Raw genomic sequence first — 20,514 nt, 5'->3', positions numbered from 1 at the left:
TTCTCCTTGCTTAATAAATATCACTGGCTAGTCGTGGCTGTGTTGCACTCGTCAGATGTAAGCCAAAATAGTTTGGCAATAAGTAACTCAATGTATATTCTAAAACTTGATTATCCTGAAAGACCCAGCGTTCAACTTTTACCACGGGTGCGTTTAGGCTCACATGTAAATAGTCAGCCACACGTTGGTCAGGCACAACTGTCACGGCGTATTCTTGTTCAAACGGTTGTTGTGCCAAATCGAGTTTTGCGTACTTGCGAATCAAGGCATATAACGAGTGAATCAACCGAGGACGCCGCACGCTTGCTGGTGGCAGTAGCGATTTTAAATACCAAGATTGTGAATATTCGAAGGGCACTTGTTGAATCTCACGCAACCGTTCAAAGTACCAAGTTGGCGTTGTCGCGGCAAATTTAGTACGCACCGATTGTGGCGTCGTGTCGTTCACAACTAAGACAGCCACTTCTTCATCATCTAAATCATAGGCGTGAGTATCCGTGATCTTAACTGCCGTCCCACGATTAAACTTGGAGACAAAGCTACCTTTGCCTTGAATCCGATGAATATAGCCCTGATCAGCTAGCATATTCAGCACACGCACAACTGTTGTTGAACTGACTTGATACTTTTCCCTTAATTCTTTTTCGCTATAAAACAGGGCGTTCTTCTTAAATCGGTTGGAATTTAATTCCGAAATTAATGCATTTAAAATGGTTTGATAGATTGGTTCTTTAAGACTCAACTTGTTCACCTCTGCCGGTTTCAACTTAACACATTAAATGTCTATACTTACAGGCTGATTATGGCACTTTGCAATATTAAAAGCAATGGAAGCGTTAACCTTGTTAATATAATATGCTATACTAGCCACTGAATTCAAGTTAATGCATTAACTTTTATAAACTAGGAGGCTTGCCAATCAAGCCTTTTGGGGTTCTTAAAATTATTAAGGAGATGAGTTTCTGATGGATCAATCAAGTTCATGGAAAGACAAGACCGTTGCAGTCATGAGTAAAATTGCCGCAAACCGTTATTTACGGGCAATTCGTGATGGGATGGCGGTCATTATTCCAGTTGCGATTGTGGGGTCATTCTTTACAATTCTGACACAGTTACCAATTACTGCTTGGACCAATTTCATCAAACCCTATGCTGCTGGTTTAGCTATTCCAATTAATTTTTCAATGGGGTTTATGGCCATTTACGCAGCCTTTGCGATTGCAGGGCGATTAGCGGAAGGCTATAATTTTGATCGAATTTCAACCGGGGTTGTTTCAGTCATGGTATTCTTGCTCTTAGCCGTCAAGCCAATTCCGGCGACGACTCCTGCCGCGATGAAGGTCTTGGGCTTAAAAGCTGCCGCGACTGTGGTACCATTGACAAACTTTGGGGCTGCTGGGCTATTCACAGCGATGTTAGCTGGGATTGCCACGGCGGAAATTACCCGTCTATGCCGTGACCATCATCTGGTTATTTCTTTACCAGACGGGGTACCACCAGCTGTGGCGGCGTCATTTTCAGCCTTAATTCCAGCTACCTTTTTAATTGTTGCCGCTTGGACAATCCACGTTGGGTTTAACTTTGACGTTAACGCTTTTCTACAATGGGTTTTCAGCCCATTAGCTTACTTTGGGAAAGATAACCTGATTTCAGTAATTGTGCCAATTTTGTTAACTGATATTGTTTGGTTGTTTGGGATTCACGGGGCTGCTTTAGCTACGCCAATTTTCTGGCCACTATGGTACCCGAACCTGAATGCAAACATTGCTGCGTTGTCTAAAGGGACTGCTACTGCTGCCACTGCACCACATTTCATGACGGAACAATTTTTCCAGTGGTTCGTCTATGTTGGTGGTGCCGGGGCAACCTTATCACTATGTATTTTATTAGCTTTCTTCTCCAAGTCCAGTTATGGGAAGACGATTGGGAAAGTCACGATTATTCCAGGGATTTTTAACATTAACGAACCTGTTATCTTCGGGGTACCAATTGTCATGAATCCTTATTTCGCGATTCCATTCGTTTTAGCGCCATTAGCAATGGGGATTCTGACTTGGTTTGCGACTATTACTCATATGGTCAGCCGAACGGTAGCCTTAGTTCCATGGACCTTACCGGGACCAATTGGGGCTTTAATGGCAACTGCTTGGGACTGGCGGGCCGCTGTTCTATGTACTATTAACATTGTCATGGCGACCTTTATCTACTACCCATTCTTCAAGATTTGGGATCGAAACCAATTAAAGAGCGAACAAAAAGCTGCTGCTGAAGATGCAGCTAAAGCTACGGCTGCTAATGCGGCCTCAGCGGAATAAGAGGGTTAAAGGGTTATGTTAGGAATTTCAGTTTATCCGACAAAAGCACCGACTGAACAAAGTATTGCTTATTTAAAAACAGCTGCTAGTTACGGTTTCAAGCGGGTCTTCGCCAGTTTGTTAGACGTTACACCTGAAAATAAAGATCATATTCTAGCACAATTTAAAAAAGTGTTTACGGTTGCTAACGATTTAGGTATGTTTGTCACGATTGACGCTAACCCGCGCTTGTTTGATACGTTAGGCGTTGATTACCACCATCTTGGCTTGTTTAAAACTTTGGGGGCCAGTGCCATTCGTCTAGATGCGAACTTTGATGGCTCAACCGAAGCTATGATGAGTTACGAAGATTCGGGCTTGGACATCGAGTTAAACTTGTCGGTCGATACCGGTAACATTGGTAATATTATGTCTTACTTACCAAATAAGCGGCGTCTTAGTGGTTGTCACAACTTCTATCCACAACGTTTTACTGGTTTGGACCTAGACTTTTTTACCAAATGTACCGAAAAGTATCGCAAAATGGGGTTGAAGACGGCGGCTTTTGTCACGTCACAAGTCGCAACCACCGGACCACATCCGTTTAACGACGGCTTACCGACTTTGGAAATGCACCGTGACTTACCAATTGTTGTGCAAGCTAAGCATTTATTTGCCACTGGTTTAATTGACGACGTCTTAATTAGTAATCAATTTGCTAGTGATGATGAATTAAAGCAGTTAAGCCAGCTCAATCAGGCACAATTAAGTTTAGCCGTTGATTTTGACGCCACTGCGACCCCATTGGAACGGGAGATCCTATTAGATCATCAACATTTCAATCGGGGTGATGTTAACAGTTACAGTGTGCGGTCTACTTTTGTGAAGTTACAATATAAGGACCAATCGATTCCAGTCAACCATCCCGTCGCGACCTTGCAACCCGGCGATGTGGTTATTGGGAATGATACTTTTGGCCAATATAAAGGTGAAGTCAACATTGTCAAACAAACGATGCCTAATATTGATCAGCATAAAAACGTTGTCGGCCATTTAGTCGCTGATGAACAATTCCTAATCCCGTACATCCGGCCATGGATGAAGTTTCGGTTTGAGGATGTGCAAGCTAACAAATGACAGTCAGCTGGGGGAGCTGCGGCGATAGTTGCCGTGGCTCTTCTTTTGTGTCAGAGTGTGAGAGACAACGGGTATTTTTGAATATTGCCCGGCCAATAATTATGCCGCGGCCATTCTGAATGGTCACAGCGTATAAGACGCAGTTAGTTCGAACATGTTTTGGTCAATGATCCCCAACGCTGTTCACCAAAATTTGCGACGCAACAAAAATCAAACAAAAAAGGGAGCATAGAAATTGTGAAAAGTATCAACCAATTAACGACCGAAAGTCGTAATCCGGCCAGTGCTGATTTGGATCAAATGACGATTCCTGATATCGTCAAGTTAATGAATCAAGAGGATGCCAAAGTCAGCCAAAGCGTCCAAACACAAATTCCAGCAATTTCTCAAGCGGTCGGCTTAATCGTTTCGGCGTTTAAAGCTGGTGGTCGCTTAATCTATATGGGAGCTGGAACCAGTGGCCGTTTGGGCGTGTTAGATGCCGCTGAATGTGTGCCAACATTTGGCACCGATCCAGCCATGGTCCGCGGCATTATTGCGGGTGGCCAAAAAGCGATGACTGTCGCCGTTGAAGGGGCCGAAGACTCGTTAACACTTGGTACGCAAGACTTAAAGGCGCTACAACTAACAGCACATGATGCGGTAGTTGGAATTGCTGCTAGTGGTCGTACCCCTTATGTCATTGGCGCTTTAAACTATGCTAATGATATTGGTGCAGCAACGATTAGCCTTGCCTGCAATCAGCACGCAGCCGTTAGCGCCATTGCCAAGGTTGCGATTGAAGTGACGCCTGGTCCGGAAGTTTTGTCTGGGTCAACACGGTTAAAAGCTGGGACAGCCGAAAAAATGGTTTTGAATATGTTATCGACGATTTCAATGGTCAAAATCGGTAAGGTGTATCATAACTTAATGGTAGATGTAAAACCAACTAATGAGAAACTTGTTATTCGGGCTAAACATATTATTGAATTGGCTACGGGTGTTGATGCCACCACAGCGGCTGAACTATTTGACTCAGCTGGTCATGATGTTAAAACGGCAATTGTCATGGCGTTAGCCCAAGTTGATGCCACTACAGCCCGTGAACGGCTGACGAAAGCTGCCGGAATCGTTCGCGACGCGCTTTAAATCAAGGAGGAATTGCTAATGGATTATGTTATTGGGGTTGACTGTGGCGGCACTAATACCACAGCCATCGCCTATCAATTATCCGGCCACCCCATTGCCAAGGTCGTAACAGGACCGGCCAATCTAATGGTCGACGATTTACGGGCACTTAACAATACGCGTAATGCGTTACAACAATTATTAGCTAAGTTAGATGGAACTTGTCAGGCGGTGACAATTGGAATTGCTGGCTTACGGGCCTACCCTTTTATTGAGCGATTTCGGCAACGGTTAAACGTTCCTGTACCACAAATCAACTTAATGAACGATGCCCAACTTGCTCAACTCGCCAAGCTACAGGGTAAACCTGGCTTGGTCACCATTGCTGGAACAGGTTCTGTGGTCAGTGGAACCAATGGCCGACGACAATTCAGTGCCGGTGGTTGGGGGCACTTGCTTGGTGATGAGGGCAGTGGCTATCATCTCAGTCGGCTTGCTGTTCAACAATTGACTACTGAGACTGATGCGGGGACTATTTCGCCATTTAGTCAGGCGTTACTAGCCCAATTAAAATTAAAATCAATTTTTGAATTAATCGATCATTTTTATCAGTGGGACAAGGGTCATGTGGCTAGGCTAGCACCATTTGTCTTAGCTCAAGCCGCTGATCACGATCCCCACGCCGTGGCAATCGTGCAAACTGCTGTCGCAGGTTTAGCACAGACCATTTTATACGCCCGTCAAAAAGGACGCTGGTCAAAAACTGACACTGTGAACTTGGCGTTTGCTGGCTCGGTCTTAGAAAAAAGCAGTTACTATCGTGAAGCTTTACGCCAACAATTAGCTCAGTCAGCCTTACCATTTAATTACGTACCAATTACACCAGATATTAGCAATGCCATTGCGGCGGTCTATGCCTACAAAAACTAACAAAAGTGCCGCCGAAAGTTTAATTCCGACGGCACTTTTACTGATTGGTCAAGATCGATTGGGGGGTGCTTTTAGAGAACTGATTACTTCAAAATGTGGATAAATTAAATTTTGACAATTTTTAGTAAATCAGTCGGTTCTTCGGGCTGATAAGTTGCTTTAGAAAAGTCAGTTGAAGCTAGTGCACCCCAGGTGGCACTAGCGAAATCAATGCCAGCATTTAGAGCGGATTGTAAATCATAAATAGTATCGCCGACATACATGGTTTCAGCCTTAATCAAGTTGTATTGCTGGATAGCATATTCCAGTGGCGCACCGCTGGGTTTATGTTCGGTCGTTTTGTCGGCGGTCACGATAATAGGTAGATTTGTGATTTCCGGGAAGTTGCCCAAATCGCTTTTGACTTCCGCAGTCGTGCGCGAGGTAACGACACCAATTTGTAGGCCGATTGCCAGTAATTTGTCCCAGGTTTCATGGATGCCATCAAATAAGCGGAGTTCATCTTTATGAGTGCCAATTTCGCTAGTAAAGTCCCGATTAATTTCGGTAGCGTGAGTAAGTTTGAGTTGTTGGATGATTTTTTCGGTAGGGATGCCAACTAAACCACGGATTGTTTTTGCTGGGACTGCTAAGCCATAGTTTGCGGCAACTTCATGGAAAACAGTTGCTGCGATGGTTGCGGAGTCGATCAAGGTGTTGTCGACATCAAATAAAATTGTTTTATAAGCCATATTATGAATTGATCCTTTCGAGATAAAAGTTTGTCTATGTCAGTTTAACACGACCATAACGGTGAAATGGCAATAAAAATTTTGGGTGGTTATCAGTTGGCAGCTATCAAGACAATAATTGTCTTAACATTTTAAAAATTGGTATAGTCTTTTTAGGTGAAAATCAAAAAGATAAAATAATTGTTGACAGCGTTTACATTGCCTGCTAGTATAACAAGTATAAATAAAAGCGTGTTACTGATTCGATCAGGCATAAACCTACTATAATTTGGACAACCAGTTTCTTTAGGGATTGGTCTACATTGTGGCAGGCTTTTTTATTTAAAATCCAGGAGGCACGTTGATGAAATTTGGCTCTTTGTCAAATGGTGTTGAAGGATAGTTTCTATCCTTTGGAGATCTCCTCGTGTGGGAGATCTTTTTTGTTTTTTTATTAGTTGCGGCGTTTAATCTGGTGTGTCGTCTGAATATCGTACTTGAAGGCATAACAAATAAGCCTACCATCGTGACGTTATTGTGGTAGATAATCTAGGCAATCAGCTGGTAGACGCGTGTGAACATATTGGCCTGATTGGAGAAGCCATAACAAGCACGTTTGAGCTCCTTGATCTTACGGTTGATGCCTTCTATCGGTCCGTTAGAGTAGGACGATTTGGCGGCATTAATTACTCCATTAAGATTCTTTCGTAGGGTATGCATGGCCGTATCTAGGGGCGTGCCGTTAGGCTGATAGTTAGTGATGATATTCTTGAGTTCATCAGCGTGACGCCCCATCAAAGCATCGTGGAGATCGATGTAGGTTTCATAAGCTGTTTTGAAGGCCGGAAACGTATCGGTTCCAATATCAATAGCGTTCTGTTCGGTCGAGTACTCATTCAGGCCGAAGAGGTAGCGGCTCTTTTGTGCGTCAGGGGTGGCCTTGTGGAATAGGCGCCATAGTGATTTCAGTACTTTATATTCCCGCGAATGCTTGTCGAGTTGCTTTAAACATTGAGTGCGAATGGTATCCATCGTCCGGCCCATTAATTGAATAATGTGGAACCGATCAATAATGAGTTCGGCGTTAGGGAATAGTTCGTGCACGAATGCCTGATAGGAGGCGTTCATGTCCATGATGACGCGTTGAACCGCGGCCCGTTCTACGGTGCTGTACTGACTAAGAAAGAACTGTTTGATGGTTCTATTAAGGCGGTCGCTAAGTACTTTAACTGATTTGTGAGTGTCGGCGTCAATGCAAATAAACGACATGGAGCCGTGCGTGGAACGGAATTCATCAAAGCATAGATTAATCGGTAACCGGCGGCTCGCGTGTGGATGAATATTAGCCGTCAAAATACGCTGAACTGAGTTTGTCGAAATACCGGTGAGACTGGCGATAGTCTTAGCCGGGAGTGATTTACTGGCTAGCTTCAGCACATGAGTCGCTAGTCCGTGACCGATGGCGTGGTTGGTTGATACCACTGGAGTGGTGGCCGTACAAGTGCTATGGCAGTTACTACAACGCCAGCGTTGCTTGTTTAGCTCTAGAATTACGGGCCGGTCCATGGGTCCTGAAATGTGGACATGAGTGAGCTTGTGTCCGTTAGGGTGCAACGTATTGTATCCACAGCTGGGACAGCGCCTGAGTGTGTAGGTAAGCTCTGCCTGGATGACCAAATACTTTTTGCGACCCGAGCCCCGACCATTAAATTCCTCACGAGTACCGAACACCTGAATGTTTGTGTCTGTAATTCCCAGTAATTTAAGTGTATTATCTAGTTGAGACATCTATTCCTACCCCGCTTATCTTGAGTTTAGTCGCTTAAAGCATAGCACTAGGGAGGCTTAGATGCTTTTTTTGTTATCAAAAAGGGCCTAGTACTTTTGGAATGGAAATACTTTCCAACACCAAAAATTCTAGACCCTGAAATTTCTAAGGAACTTTAATAATAACGCTGCCCTGGTGGAAGATGACGAAAGTGTTGAGTGGGTTGTAATCGGCAAGGGTATCGGTTTTGGCAAACATCCGGGGGACGCCCTCGATGAAGACAAGATTGAGCGTCGCTTTATTGCAACGATGAAGGGCAATATCGATGTTGATAGTTTTAAAGATATTAAACCACAGGCCTTGTTGATCACCACGAAAGTCATCCATTTAGTCGAACCATTGTTAGGCCTTAGTTTTAGCGATTATCAATATTTTGTTTTAGCCGATCATATCGATTTTGCCATCAAGCGCGCTAATGATGGTATCGATGTTGACAATGGGACGGTTCGATGGGAAGTGCGCAAGCTTTTTAGTAAAGAATATCAAGCTGCTGAAAAAGCGGTCGCATTGATTAAAGACTGCGCTAAGATTTCTTTACCTAAGAGTGAGGTGGTCTTCATGACCTACCACTTCGTCAATGCAGCGTCTGATGGTTCTAAGCTCCAAGAAACCATTAAAATCACTAAATTAATTGCAGGAGTTATCGATATTGTTCAATATCAATATCAGTTGACCCTTGATCCAGACTCGTTCAACTACAATCGGTTTGTTGCACATTTGCGCTCACTGATGGTACAACGAGTAGCCAATACTAATGCTGGTGGCGGTGACTTAGATGCTTCGTTACTACAATTAATGCAAGTGAAGTATTCGTTTGCCTATGAAACGGTTGAACGAATCGATACCTTTTTACAAAGTAAAACAGATTGGTCGTTATCACCAGATGACAAGGTCTATTTGACCTTGCACATTTGGCGCGTAACGCATCGTCAAAAAACTGAATAACCGAAGATTTAGTAGGTGTGTTACTGGTTAGGCAGGCATGAACCCAAATATCTTTGCTTAAAACTTTTCAGCGATTCAGCGGCTCTTTAGTCGCAGTCGTTTTAAGCAAAGACGTTTGGGTTTTTGTTTACCCAAGATGAACTTTTAGGAGGAAACAAGCAATGGCTTATGAAGAATTAAGTAAGAAGATTATTGCCGATGTTGGTGGCAAGGAAAATGTCAATAGTGTCGTGCATTGTACGACTCGGTTACGGTTTAAGTTAAAAGATGAAAGTATTGCTAAAACGGATGACTTGAAAAACACTGATGGCGTCATTACTGTCGTACAATCTGGTGGTCAATACCAAGTAGTCATCGGTAATGAAGTCGCTGACGTTTATGAAACTTTGGTTAAAGTTGGTGGCTTTGCTGGCGGCGGTGAAGTTCCTGACGATTACGGCGAAGACGAACATATGAGTATCACGGATCGATTTATTGATTTGATCTCTGGTATTTTTAGCCCAATGCTTGGTGCGTTATGTGCAGCCGGGATGATTAAGGGCTTCGATGCAATGTTCTTGGCTTTTGGCTGGCTATCAGCTAATTCAGGAACGTACAAAATTTTATACGCAATTGGGGATGGCTTCTTCTACTTCTTACCTATCGTATTAAGTATTTCAGCAGCCAACAAATTCCATCTTGATAAGTATATTGGGATGGCTATTGGGATGGCACTCTGCTACCCAGAAATTGTTGCTTTGAATAGTAGTAAAACCGTCCTAACCACACTATTTGGTGGTACTTTCTTTGAATCTCAAATTCATGCGACTTTCTTAGGAATTCCGGTAGTTATGATGAGTTATACGTCATCAGTTATTCCGATTATCTTAGCGGTTTGGTTTGCTGCGAAGGTTCAGAAATGGGCTAAAAAATGGGTTCCAACGGTTGTTAAGACGTTCTTGGTACCATTTATTACATTGTTAATTGCAGTTCCCATTACGTTCTTAGTCATTGGACCTATTGCTACTTGGATCAGTGATGGCTTATCAACGTTCTGTGTCGCTATTTACAACTTTAGTCCGATTATTGCCGGTGTTGTGATTGGAGCTTTCTGGCAAGTCTTTGTGATTTTTGGGGTTCACTGGGGATTAGTTGCTGTGACAATGGCCAATTTGGCTTCACAAGGCTACGATCCTATCCTAGTGTTATCACTAGCTGCTTCATTTGCCCAAACAGGTGTTGTTTTAGCAATTATGTTACAAACAAAGAATGAAAAAACACGAAGTATTGCCTTTCCAGCCTTTATTTCTGGGATTTTTGGGGTGACGGAACCCGCTATCTATGGATTAACTTTACCTCGCAAACGGCCATTTATTATTAGCTGTATTGCTTCTGCTATTGGCGGTGGGATTATCGGATTAGCCGGAACTAAACTTTGGATGATGGCTGGTATGGGTGTCTTTAGTATTCCTGGTGCAATTAACGCTAAAAATGGGATCGATGCTTCGGTTTATGGTTTGCTCATTGCGATGGGTGTTGCTGCCGTTTTAGGCTTTGCTTTACAAATGTTATTTGGCTATAAGAGTGTGGATGCTGGTGATAAACCAGTTAAATCCACAGTTGAAACGGCAACGGAACCACAATTAGCTAGTGTGAATGTTGAAGCCTCAACTGGTGCTGGTGTGGCGACAGAATTAAAACCAGAAATGACGTACAATCAAGCCACTAAATTAAGTAGCCCAGTTACAGGAACAGTTTTACCACTCAGTGATGTGAAAGATGAAGTCTTCTCATCTGGTGCCATGGGACAAGGAATTGCGATCGAGCCAACCAAGGGCTTATTAGTAGCACCTGCTGATGGCACAATTGCCCTAGTTTTCCCAACTGGACATGCTGTGGGGTTAAATACGACTGATGGTGCCGAACTTTTGATGCACATTGGGATGGATACCGTTGAACTGAACGGAAAAGGATTTAAGACGTTAGTTGAAAAAGGAGACAGTGTTAAAGCTGGTCAACCCCTGGTAGAATTTGATATTCAAACGATCAAAGATGCTGGATTCTCCGTAACGACACCAATTGTGATTGCCAATTCAAAAAAATATCATGACGTTAAGCTAGTGGACGAGACTATGAAGTCAATCCAAGCAAATGAACCGTTATTGGCGCTTGATTAATCAGATAGTGGAAGGATGATTTAGAGATGTATTCAAAAACAATACCAACTGGATTTCCAAAAGGATTCTTATGGGGTGGTGCAACTGCTGCTAATCAAGTTGAAGGTGCTTGGAATGTTGACGGTAAAGGTCTAACAACTGCGGAAGTCGTCAAGAAAGCTGAAGATCGGCAAAACTTTACGATGAATGCAGTGACGAAAGAGAGTATTGATGCAGCAATTGCTGATCAATCAGATGTGTTGTACCCGAAGCGTCGTGGTGTAGACTTTTATCATCATTATAAAGAGGATATCGCATTATTTGCCGAAATGGGCTTCAAAGCTTTTCGATTATCGATTGCTTGGGCACGGATTTTCCCTAAAGGTGACGAAACAGAACCGAATGAGGCTGGCTTGAAATTTTACGACGACGTTTTTGCTGAGTGCCACAAATATGGCATTGAACCAGTCGTGACGATCTCGCATTATGAAATGCCATTAGGACTCACCTTGAAGCAAAATGGTTGGGCTAGTCGACAGACAATTGCTGACTTTACGCGCTATACGGAAGTGTTGTTCAAACGCTACAAAGGTATTGTGAAATATTGGATGACATTTAATGAAATTAATGCCTCTACTTGGGGATTCACGGGTACAGGAGCAATTGATAGTAATCTGGATAGTCAAGCGCAGACACAACTACGCTATCAAGCGCTACATCATGAATTTGTTGCGAGTGCCTTAGCAGTACAACAAGTCCATGCCATTGACCCAGACGCTAAAATTGGATGCATGCTAGCACGGATGCAAACTTATCCCAATACGCCAAATCCGGTTGATGTGCGGGCTGCACAATTGCAAGATCAACTCAATTTATTCTTTACGGATGTCCAAGTACGTGGAGAATATCCTGAATATATGAATCGCTATTTTGCTGAAAATGGGGTTGCTTTAACGATGGCTGCCGATGATGAAGCCACTTTGAAAGCTGGAAAAGTTGACTATCTTAGCTTTAGTTATTACATGTCATCGGTAACTTCTGCCAGTGACAATGTGGAAACAGCTAGTGGTAATCTGATTATTGGGGGTAAAAATCCCTATCTAAAAGCCAGTGACTGGGGTTGGCAAATTGACCCAGTAGGCTTGCGAGTTTCACTTAATGAATTCTGGGATCGCTATCGTGTGCCATTATTCATTGTTGAAAATGGCTTGGGTGCCGCTGATAAATTAACTGCAGACGGTAAGGTACATGACGATTATCGGATTGATTATTTACGGTTGCACATTGCGCAAATGAAAGAAGCCATTAAGGATGGTGTTGACTTAATGGGATACACGACCTGGGGCCCGATTGATTTGATCAGTGCCTCAACGTCAGAAATGAGCAAACGCTATGGCTTTATCTATGTTGATCAAGATGATGAAGGCAACGGCAGTTTGAAACGGATTCGCAAAGATTCTTTCAATTGGTATAAAAAAGTCATTGCGTCAAATGGCAAAGATTTAGCTTAGGTTGAATAGCGATTACTGGCAATTTACCGGTAGTCGCTATTTAGCTAACGTTTAGTTAGTCGTTTACATTTAAGGTTGAATTTACTAACCAATATTGATTATACTGGAAATGTAAGGGCTAACATGTTTATAAAATAGGTAAGTCAGAAAGGGTGTAGTATTAATGTCAGCATTTCCAGAAGGATTTTTATGGGGCGGCGCAACCGCTGCAAACCAACTAGAGGGTGGCTATCAAGAAGGCGGTCGGGGACTCTCAATCGCCGATGCTTTACCTGGTGGCAAGGACCGTTTCAAGATTGTTTCACAACCAGATTTCGATTGGACCATTGATGAAGCTAAGTACACGTATCCTAATCACATGGGGATTGATTTCTACCATCGTTACAAGGAAGATATCGCATTATTTGCAGAAATGGGCTTTAAATGCTATCGGTTCTCTATTGCGTGGTCACGAGTTTTCCCGAATGGTGACGAAACGGAACCCAATGAAGTCGGTTTGAAATTTTATGATGCGGTCATCGATGAATGTTTAGCTCACGACATTCAACCCGTTATCACGATTTCACATTATGAATTACCACTTAACTTAGCTAAAAAGTATGGCGGCTGGAAGAATCACTATTTGATTGAATTCTACGAACGTTTTGCGCGGACTGTTTTGACACGTTACGCCGATAAAGTTAAGTATTGGATGACATTCAACGAAATCAATAGTGCGGCCCACTTTCCAGTCATGGGTCAAGGGATGGTCCCGTCAACTGGCGCTAACGACAAGAAGAATGTTTTCCAAGCTTGGCATAATCAATTCGTAGCGAGTGCCAAGGCAGTTAAAATTGCGCATGGGCTTCGGAAAAACTTGCAAGTTGGTTGCATGATCTTATATGCGACTAGTTATAGCTATGATTCGAATCCACAAAACCAACTTGCTAACTTGCAACAGAATCAAGATTTTAATTATTTCTGTGGTGATGTTCAAGTTCGTGGGGAATATCCTGCTTACACGAAGCGATTATTAGCTAAGTATGATTTGAAGTTTGAAGATCTGCAAATTACTGATGGTGAATTAGCCTTATTGAAACAATATCCGGTTGACTACATTGGTTTCAGCTATTATATGTCAATGGCAGTCGAAACGACTGATCAAGACACTGATACGGTTGCCGGCAACTTAATGGGCGGCGTTAAGAATCCGTTCCTCAAGGCGAGTGACTGGGGCTGGCAAATTGACCCAACTGGTTTGCGGATTGCCTTGAACGAGTTATACGATCGTTACCAGAAACCGTTATTCGTCGTTGAAAACGGCCTAGGTGCGATTGACAAGCCGGATAAAGATTTCAATGTCGCAGATGATTACCGTATCGATTACTTGAAACAACATATTCAAGCAATGGCTGGTGCGATTGCTGATGGTGTTGACTTAATGGGATATACGCCGTGGGGTTGTATCGATTTGGTGAGCGCTTCGACCGGTGAAATGAGCAAACGCTATGGCTTCATTTATGTCGATTTAGACGATCAAGGTCATGGCACCTTGGATCGCTATCGGAAGAAGTCATTCTACTGGTATCAAGATGTGATTAAAAACAATGGTCTAGAAAAGAAAAAACCAGTCAAGCCAAAGGCGGATCCACTTAACCTGAATCTCGATTAGCACGTTAGAATTAGTGTTCGGCAAACTTGCTGAGCACTATTTTTTTATTTTGGCTATTTATTACAGTCTAAGAGTTTGCTAAGATGGTAGTTAAGTTAAAAAATGATTAAAATTTCAGGAGTGATTTATAATGACAGAACGAATTGATGGTCACACGATCTTAATTGGCTTAATGGCGTACCCTATCCGACATTCTATGTCGCCGACGATGCATAATAATGCCTTTGCAAAGCTTGGACTTAACTACGCTTATTTAGCTTTTGATGTCACGGCTGAAAAATTACCGGCCGCAATCGACGCACTCCGAACGCTTGAGATGCGTGGCACTAATATTTCCATGCCGAATAAGCAACGAGTCATTCCATTACTAGATAAATTGGATCCAGCTGCCGAAATGGTGGGCGCAGTGAATACGATCGTTAACGATGACGGTGTTTTGACTGGCTACACGACCGATGGCATTGGTTTCATGAAAGCTTTAGATGATGAAGAAATCGATATCCGTGGTCACAAGATGACGTTGGCTGGTGCTGGTGGCGCCGGAACCGCAATTGCGGTTCAAGCGGCTTTAGATGGGGTTAGCGAAATCTCGATTTTTAACTTACATGATGCAGAATGGGATAACGCGGTCCGTAACGTTAAGCTGATTAATGATCGGACGAACTGTCATGCGACTTTGCATGAGTTAGAAAATCGGAATGATTTCAAAGCCGAAATTCAAGACTCATTCATTTACACTGATTCGACTGGTGTTGGGATGAAGCCTTTAGAGGGTCAAACCTTGATTGATGATCCTAGTTGGCTGCGGAAGGATTTAGTCGTGTTTGACACAGTTTATGCCCCACGGACGACAAAATTGATGACCGTAGCGCAAGCTGCAGGTGTTGAACACGTCTTCAATGGTCTTGGCATGATGCTTGAACAAGGCGCGGCTGCCTTCAAGTTGTGGACCGGGAAAGAGATGCCGGTTGATTATATTCATCAAATTTTGTTTGACGACGATGCGGCCAATGCGTAATAAGATGGTCAAGTGTCGTAATCTGAAATTGGGTGTGGGCCGACCGAAAATTGCGGTACCAATTACCGGGCACACGATGGCTGATATTCTAGCAGCCGTCCCAGCAATCAAAGCCGCCCAACCGGATTTAGTCGAGTGGCGGATTGACTTTTATGATGCCGTCATGGACCCCGTAAAACTACAACAAACAGGTCAACAATTGCGAGCCGTGCTTGGAGATATTGCCTTGTTAACAACTTTTCGGACATCTGGTGAGGGCGGCAATTTGGCATTGACCGAGGCAGCTTACTTTGATATTTGCGCTACGGCGTTAGCTGGAGGATATACTGATGCGTTAGATCTTGAACGCTATCATGACGAAACGGCCGTCAAACGCTTAGTTGCGCAAGCGCATCAACAAAACGTGGTCGTCATTATGAGTAATCATGACTTCGAGCAAACCCCAGCGCAAAGTGATATCGTTCAGCGATTAGCCAGCATGGTTGACTGGGGGGCTGATATTGCTAAGATGGCAGTGATGCCACAGTCTGCCGCTGACGTCTTAACTTTATTGGCCGCGACTAACGAGGCCCAGCAGACGTTAACACAACCAGTCATCACTATGGCAATGGGTGATTTAGGTAAAGTCTCACGTTTGGCTGGGGAAGTTTTTGGGTCATGTTTATCGTTTGCCACAGTTGGTGCAGCATCAGCGCCGGGACAAATTTCGGTCGAACGCTTGCGTCCAATTTTAGATGAGTTAACATTGAACAATTAATAGAAGAGATTAACTGAATACTCGATGCCGACTGGGCATTGGGTATTTTTGTGTGGATTTATACAATATAAACGTTTTTTCTTATCAATCTCAGACAAACTGATTATTTCCTATCATGGATTATCACAATTTATTACCACAAACTACCTAGCTAGAATGGTTGCTAGCCGACTTTTTAAAGATTGAACATCGGACCATAGTTCCTCAGCTGTTTCGGTGTTACCAATGAAGATGATTTTAGCATGAGAATCCGCATAATTGATGGCATCATCGGACATGTTTTTGGCAAGATTAGCTAAATATTGTTTCAAGTGCTTGGTTTGCTCAGTTGAAACTGTCATGTCGGTCACCACTAAAACGACGTTATGTGTGAAGAGTATTTCTGCTAGAGCTATAAAATAATTGGTAACAGGAAGTAATTCAGAAGATGGAAATTTAATAGAAAATGATGATTCAAGTTTAGCAGTAACCTCGGTCAAAAAACCAATTAGGGTTGTTTGACTGGTTAGCGTCATCGTAATGTGATTGGTTCCGCAATCTTTTTGCAGTTGGTCCAAGTAATGGTGTACGAATCTTGTTTTAACTTGATCATTGGAGCCGAACACTAGAATTTGAAGACCTTGTTGTGAAAATTCACGAGAAATTGTTTTATTCAAAATATGATGAGGAGTCTTGTCGTTGTTTTGTGATAAACCGTCGTTATTTCCAGACATAATTTTGCACCATCCTTTTTGGCTACATCGCAGTCAATCAAATTAACCGATCCTGAGCGGTATAGTGTTGCCAACAATAACTGCGGCTGAACTCCTTAAAGCGTTGGACCGACGGCGTGATGAAGTGATTACGCTTCATGACTAAGTAGAGTTGGTGCTGTAGCGGTTGGTCGACCAATGGCTTGAGCAAGACACTACTTTGTTCTAATAGTGGTAAGTAAGGCATTAACGCCACGCCAAAGTTGTACCGTACGAATCCAGCCATGGTGTGGTCTTCTTCGACCTCGTAGGCAACTTTGGGGGTCACGTGGGCGCGTGCCAAAATTTGGTCGATGAGTGGGCGTAAGCCACTATTCTTAGTGAATAGGATCATCGGGTAGGGAGCTAAGTCGGTCACTTTCAATTCTGATTTGACGGCTAAAGGGTGCTGGGCCGAGACGGCAGCCATAATCGTTTGTTGGACGATTGGGATGAAGTCGAGGACATCGTTAGCGGCACTCGCTCCTAGTTTTTCCACATTGGAAGCTAAAACGAGATCATAATGTTCGTTGGCTAGGTCTTGCAACAAGTCATTGGAATTACCTTGTCCCAGTTGAAATGTAATCGCACGATTTTGCGAATCAGCTTGAAAGTTGGCGATTAGTTCTGGTACCAGTTCTTGTCCTAGGGTGTAAGTAAAGCCTAGTTTAACGTGGCCGGTATCTGGATTCATTAATTGTTGGACCAATTCGTTGCCTTGTGATAAATCATTTAAACTGGCAGTGATGTACGTTAAATAGGTGCCGCCAATGGCTGTTAATTTAATATTACGACCATCTGGCTCAAATAACGGCACCCCAAGTTCAGATTCCAGCTTTTTGATGGCGTAACTGAGTGTCGGTTGCGAAATACCAAGGTTCTCAGCGGCTTTAGCCATGTGTTGTGTGCGGGCCAATTCTTTGAAAAATTGGAGGTGACGTAGATTCATAGAAATGGAACCCCTTTCATTGATAGAAAAATTCAATCAATTAATTAAAAAACGTTTATTTATTATATTAAACCATTTTGCTAAGATGACAAGTGAATTGAGTAACAAATAACCGATATTTAAAATTTTATGAGGAGTGATTAATGATGACGGAACGAATTGACGGACATACTTTACTAATTGGTTTGATGGCGTACCCGATTCGGCATTCAATGTCGCCGACGATGCACAATAACGCTTTTGCCAAGTTGGGCCTAAATTATGCTTACCTAGCCTTTGAAGTAGGTAATGACCAATTACCAGCCGCAATTCAAGCGATTCGGACTTTGGATATGCGGGGGTCTAACATTTCAATGCCGAATAAGCAAAAGGTCATTCCTTTACTAGACAAATTAGATCCAGCCGCTGAAATGATTGGGGCAGTTAACACTGTTGTGAATGATAAAGGCATTTTAACCGGATATACGACTGATGGGCTTGGGTTCATGAAGTCATTGGATGATGAAGGCCTCAATATTCGTGGCCAGAAGATGACCTTAGCAGGGGCTGGTGGCGCCGGAACTGCGATTGCGGTTCAAGCTGCCTTAGATGGCGTCAGCGACCTATCGATCTTTAATCGGCACGATGCCGAATGGGATAATGCCGTGCGCAATGTCAAGCTCATTAATGAACGAACCAATTGTCGGGCAACATTACACGCCTTGGAAGATCGTGACGATTTTAAAGCAGAAATTCAAGATTCGGCGATTTATACGGATGCCACCGGTGTTGGAATGAAGCCATTGGAAAATGAAACGCTAGTGACTGATCCAACTTGGTTCCGTAAAGACCAGATCGTTTTTGATACCGTTTATGCCCCACGAACCACCAAATTGATGAAAGTGGCACAAGCTGCTGGTGTGACGCAGGTCTTCAATGGTCTGGGTATGATGCTTGAACAAGGCGCTGCGGCTTTCAAATTGTGGACTGGTGAAGAGATGCCGGTCGATTATATTCGCCATATTTTATTCGATGAAGATGCGTAGTCAGCCAGTGATAAACCAGAAAGGGGTTCGTTAAACATGCAACCAGTCGTTAACTGTCGCAACCTGAGCTTAGGAATGGGGCGACCAAAAATCGCTGTACCGATTACCGGTAAAACGCTCGCAGAAATTCTTGCTGCCGTGAAGCCAATTAAAGCCGCGCAACCAGATCTAGTGGAATGGCGGATTGATTATTTTGACGGTGTAACGGACGCGGAAACGCTACAAGCCGCTGGCCGAAAATTACGAGCCGCTTTAGGTGATCTGGCGTTACTCACGACTTTTCGCACAAAAGGTGAAGGTGGCGAGCGGACGTTAAGCGATAGCGATTACTTCAAAGTTTGCGCCAACGTCTTAACTGGTCACTTTACGGATGCGCTCGACATTGAACGCTATCATGCTGAAGCTGCCGTGAAACAACTCGTGGCCCAAGCTCATGCCGCGAACGTCATCGTGATTATGAGTAATCATGATTTCGACAAGACTCCAGCGCAAGCAGAAATCGTTCAACGGTTAACCAGTATGGTTGCGTTCGGTGCGGACATCGCCAAAATGGCCGTGATGCCACAATCTGTTGCGGATGTGTTGACCTTACTGGCAGCAACGAACGAAGCTCGACAATCACTGTCACAACCGATTATTACGATGTCGATGGGGGATTTAGGCAAGGTATCACGCCTAGCTGGAGAAGTGTTTGGCTCATGTTTATCATTTGCCACAGTCGGGGCTGCCTCGGCGCCCGGCCAAATCGCGCTCGACCACTTACGGCCAGCGCTGGAAACGTTGAAACTAAAGTGATTTTTGAAAGGAAGGTGACCATCCGTGAGACAGTCACACAAGAAATATGTGTCCCAGTTTCAGATGATGGGCACCGTCATCGCCATCACGCTGTTTGACCCACAACTGGCACTGATTGAAGCGAGCTACGATTATTTGCAACGGATGGATCAGGTCTTTTCGATGAATCGACCGGATTCGGAGTTAATGGCGATCAATCAGCAAGCCGGCGTGCGACCTGTTAAGGTCAGTGCCACTGCATTTGAGCTGATTCATGATGCGTTGCAGTATTCACAGCGACATGCGGATAGCTTCAACGTTTTGATTGGCCCCTTAGTAAAGCTGTGGCGAATTGGTTTTGGCGGGGAGCAAGTGCCAGCTGAAACTGAGATTCAGCGGCGATTGAAGTTGATGGATTTAAGCCAAGTCGCTTTGGATGCTTCAGCGCAGACGGTTTATTTAAAACAAGCAGGGATGCAATTAGATCTCGGCGCGATTGCTAAGGGTTATTTTGCCGATAAACTGGTGGCGCAATTACGAGCCGCGGGGGTTGCGAGTGCCATCGTTAATCTTGGTGGTAATGTGAAGCTTTTGGGTGAGAATCCTTTAACGGTAGATGGTCGCTGGGAGGTTGGCATCCAAGCACCGCAAGCCATTCGGGGCATTCCGTTGTTACAAGTTCAAATGCCTGCCCGCACGATTGTGACCTCTGGTATTTTTGAACGTTACTTTAAGGTCGGCAATCATATGTATCATCACATTCTAGATCCGCAAACCGGTTATCCGGTCCGAAATCAGGTCGATCAAGTGACGATTATCACCGCCCAGTCAGAGTTAGCCGAAGTTTTAGCGACCGTTTGTTATTTCAAAGGACCTCAAGCTGGCGCTACTTTGATTGCCCAGACACCACAAACGGAAGCCGTATTTGTCGATCATCAACAACACGTTATTGTTACCAGTGGCTTACAGCCGCGACGCAAAGGAGTGTATTCAATTGAGTAAAAATGAACAA

The 20,514-nt window shown here is 43.7% G+C and carries 18 protein-coding genes; 13 read left to right on the top strand and 5 right to left on the bottom strand.

The features are described from left to right. Positions 1–10 precede the first annotated feature (10 nt). Positions 11–742 carry a GntR family transcriptional regulator gene (locus RA086_RS13650; protein WP_308704319.1) on the bottom strand — a complete coding sequence of 244 codons (732 nt, stop codon included), beginning with the start codon at positions 740–742 and terminating at the stop codon, positions 11–13. Between the two features lie 223 nt (positions 743–965). Here RA086_RS13650 and RA086_RS13645 point away from each other — a divergent pair, with 223 nt between their 5' ends. The 4 genes from RA086_RS13645 to RA086_RS13630 all read left to right on the top strand — a co-directional run bounded on the left by RA086_RS13645 (position 966) and on the right by RA086_RS13630 (position 5,468). After that, positions 966–2,315, top strand: coding sequence for a PTS sugar transporter subunit IIC (locus RA086_RS13645; protein ID WP_308704318.1), 1,350 nt, complete (start codon positions 966–968; stop codon positions 2,313–2,315). A gap of 15 nt (positions 2,316–2,330) precedes the next feature. Beyond that, positions 2,331–3,431, top strand: a complete 1,101-nt coding sequence (locus RA086_RS13640; RefSeq protein ID WP_308704317.1) for a DUF871 domain-containing protein — start codon at positions 2,331–2,333, stop codon at positions 3,429–3,431. Between the two features lie 234 nt (positions 3,432–3,665). Further along, positions 3,666–4,559 (top strand): N-acetylmuramic acid 6-phosphate etherase, encoded by an 894-nt coding sequence (murQ, locus tag RA086_RS13635; protein WP_407659101.1) that lies wholly within the window; start codon positions 3,666–3,668, stop codon positions 4,557–4,559. 18 nt (positions 4,560–4,577) lie between these two features. Next, positions 4,578–5,468 (top strand): BadF/BadG/BcrA/BcrD ATPase family protein, encoded by an 891-nt coding sequence (locus RA086_RS13630; protein WP_308704315.1) that lies wholly within the window; start codon positions 4,578–4,580, stop codon positions 5,466–5,468. Positions 5,469–5,572: 104 nt separating this feature from the next. Here the strand turns inward: RA086_RS13630 and RA086_RS13625 are convergent, their stop codons facing one another. Both RA086_RS13625 and RA086_RS13620 read right to left on the bottom strand, forming a co-directional pair. Further along, positions 5,573–6,199 carry an HAD family hydrolase gene (locus RA086_RS13625; protein WP_308704314.1) on the bottom strand — a complete coding sequence of 209 codons (627 nt, stop codon included), beginning with the start codon at positions 6,197–6,199 and terminating at the stop codon, positions 5,573–5,575. Between the two features lie 528 nt (positions 6,200–6,727). Then, complete coding sequence (locus RA086_RS13620) at positions 6,728–7,966, bottom strand: ISL3-like element IS1165 family transposase (protein WP_308702118.1); 1,239 nt, start codon at positions 7,964–7,966, stop codon at positions 6,728–6,730. A gap of 136 nt (positions 7,967–8,102) precedes the next feature. Between RA086_RS13620 and RA086_RS13615 the strand changes: the two genes are divergently transcribed. The 6 genes from RA086_RS13615 (at position 8,103) to aroD (RA086_RS13590) (ending at position 16,023) form a co-directional block, all read left to right on the top strand. Continuing rightward, positions 8,103–8,951 (top strand): PRD domain-containing protein, encoded by an 849-nt coding sequence (locus RA086_RS13615; RefSeq protein ID WP_308704490.1) that lies wholly within the window; start codon positions 8,103–8,105, stop codon positions 8,949–8,951. 161 nt (positions 8,952–9,112) lie between these two features. Next, the gene (locus RA086_RS13610) at positions 9,113–11,107 is read left to right on the top strand and encodes a beta-glucoside-specific PTS transporter subunit IIABC (RefSeq protein WP_308704313.1); all 1,995 of its coding nucleotides are present in this window, start codon (positions 9,113–9,115) and stop codon (positions 11,105–11,107) included. A gap of 26 nt (positions 11,108–11,133) precedes the next feature. Then, positions 11,134–12,597, top strand: a complete 1,464-nt coding sequence (locus RA086_RS13605) for a glycoside hydrolase family 1 protein (protein ID WP_308704312.1) — start codon at positions 11,134–11,136, stop codon at positions 12,595–12,597. Between the two features lie 163 nt (positions 12,598–12,760). Continuing rightward, positions 12,761–14,248 (top strand): glycoside hydrolase family 1 protein, encoded by a 1,488-nt coding sequence (locus tag RA086_RS13600; RefSeq protein WP_308704311.1) that lies wholly within the window; start codon positions 12,761–12,763, stop codon positions 14,246–14,248. Between the two features lie 130 nt (positions 14,249–14,378). Further along, the gene (locus RA086_RS13595; RefSeq protein ID WP_308704310.1) at positions 14,379–15,266 is read left to right on the top strand and encodes a shikimate dehydrogenase; all 888 of its coding nucleotides are present in this window, start codon (positions 14,379–14,381) and stop codon (positions 15,264–15,266) included. Further along, positions 15,259–16,023 carry a type I 3-dehydroquinate dehydratase gene (gene aroD / locus RA086_RS13590; RefSeq protein WP_407659073.1) on the top strand — a complete coding sequence of 255 codons (765 nt, stop codon included), beginning with the start codon at positions 15,259–15,261 and terminating at the stop codon, positions 16,021–16,023. The genes RA086_RS13595 and aroD (RA086_RS13590) overlap by 8 nt, the downstream gene beginning before the upstream one ends. Positions 16,024–16,166: 143 nt before the next feature. Here aroD (RA086_RS13590) and RA086_RS13585 read toward each other — a convergent pair whose 3' ends face one another. Together RA086_RS13585 and RA086_RS13580 are read right to left on the bottom strand one after the other, a co-directional pair. Beyond that, positions 16,167–16,736, bottom strand: coding sequence for a hypothetical protein (locus RA086_RS13585; RefSeq protein WP_308704309.1), 570 nt, complete (start codon positions 16,734–16,736; stop codon positions 16,167–16,169). A 37-nt stretch (positions 16,737–16,773) separates the two neighbouring features. Beyond that, positions 16,774–17,703 (bottom strand): LysR family transcriptional regulator, encoded by a 930-nt coding sequence (locus RA086_RS13580; RefSeq protein ID WP_308704308.1) that lies wholly within the window; start codon positions 17,701–17,703, stop codon positions 16,774–16,776. A gap of 146 nt (positions 17,704–17,849) precedes the next feature. Between RA086_RS13580 and RA086_RS13575 the strand changes: the two genes are divergently transcribed. From RA086_RS13575 to RA086_RS13565, 3 genes are all read left to right on the top strand, one after another. Further along, positions 17,850–18,728 carry a shikimate dehydrogenase gene (locus RA086_RS13575; protein ID WP_308704488.1) on the top strand — a complete coding sequence of 293 codons (879 nt, stop codon included), beginning with the start codon at positions 17,850–17,852 and terminating at the stop codon, positions 18,726–18,728. 36 nt (positions 18,729–18,764) lie between these two features. Then, on the top strand, positions 18,765–19,523 hold the full coding sequence (aroD, locus tag RA086_RS13570) for a type I 3-dehydroquinate dehydratase (RefSeq protein ID WP_308704307.1): 759 nt from the start codon (positions 18,765–18,767) through the stop codon (positions 19,521–19,523). A gap of 63 nt (positions 19,524–19,586) precedes the next feature. Beyond that, a complete protein-coding gene (locus RA086_RS13565; protein WP_407659100.1) occupies positions 19,587–20,504 on the top strand; it encodes an FAD:protein FMN transferase in 918 nt (305 codons plus the stop codon). Positions 20,505–20,514 lie beyond the last annotated feature (10 nt).

The sequence above is a fragment of the Lactiplantibacillus brownii genome (assembly GCF_031085375.1).
Classification (GTDB): Bacteria; Bacillota; Bacilli; order Lactobacillales; family Lactobacillaceae; genus Lactiplantibacillus; species Lactiplantibacillus brownii.
This window is presented reverse-complemented; position numbering and strand designations above follow the sequence as displayed.

Excerpts from the sequence above, each read along its gene's own strand:
- RA086_RS13565 (WP_407659100.1), top strand. The coding sequence starts at position 19,587 with ATGATGGGCACCGTCATCGCCATCACGCTGTTTGACCCACAACTGGCA.
- RA086_RS13630 (WP_308704315.1), top strand. The coding sequence starts at position 4,578 with ATGGATTATGTTATTGGGGTTGACTGTGGCGGCACTAATACCACAGCC.
- RA086_RS13640 (WP_308704317.1), top strand. The coding sequence starts at position 2,331 with ATGTTAGGAATTTCAGTTTATCCGACAAAAGCACCGACTGAACAAAGT.
- RA086_RS13625 (WP_308704314.1), bottom strand. The coding sequence starts at position 6,199 with ATGGCTTATAAAACAATTTTATTTGATGTCGACAACACCTTGATCGAC.
- RA086_RS13645 (WP_308704318.1), top strand. The coding sequence starts at position 966 with ATGGATCAATCAAGTTCATGGAAAGACAAGACCGTTGCAGTCATGAGT.
- RA086_RS13605 (WP_308704312.1), top strand. The coding sequence starts at position 11,134 with ATGTATTCAAAAACAATACCAACTGGATTTCCAAAAGGATTCTTATGG.
- RA086_RS13600 (WP_308704311.1), top strand. The coding sequence starts at position 12,761 with ATGTCAGCATTTCCAGAAGGATTTTTATGGGGCGGCGCAACCGCTGCA.
- RA086_RS13580 (WP_308704308.1), bottom strand. The coding sequence starts at position 17,703 with ATGAATCTACGTCACCTCCAATTTTTCAAAGAATTGGCCCGCACACAA.
- RA086_RS13585 (WP_308704309.1), bottom strand. The coding sequence starts at position 16,736 with ATGTCTGGAAATAACGACGGTTTATCACAAAACAACGACAAGACTCCT.
- RA086_RS13575 (WP_308704488.1), top strand. The coding sequence starts at position 17,850 with ATGACGGAACGAATTGACGGACATACTTTACTAATTGGTTTGATGGCG.
- RA086_RS13610 (WP_308704313.1), top strand. The coding sequence starts at position 9,113 with ATGGCTTATGAAGAATTAAGTAAGAAGATTATTGCCGATGTTGGTGGC.
- aroD (WP_308704307.1), top strand. The coding sequence starts at position 18,765 with ATGCAACCAGTCGTTAACTGTCGCAACCTGAGCTTAGGAATGGGGCGA.
- RA086_RS13595 (WP_308704310.1), top strand. The coding sequence starts at position 14,379 with ATGACAGAACGAATTGATGGTCACACGATCTTAATTGGCTTAATGGCG.
- aroD (WP_407659073.1), top strand. The coding sequence starts at position 15,259 with ATGCGTAATAAGATGGTCAAGTGTCGTAATCTGAAATTGGGTGTGGGC.
- RA086_RS13620 (WP_308702118.1), bottom strand. The coding sequence starts at position 7,966 with ATGTCTCAACTAGATAATACACTTAAATTACTGGGAATTACAGACACA.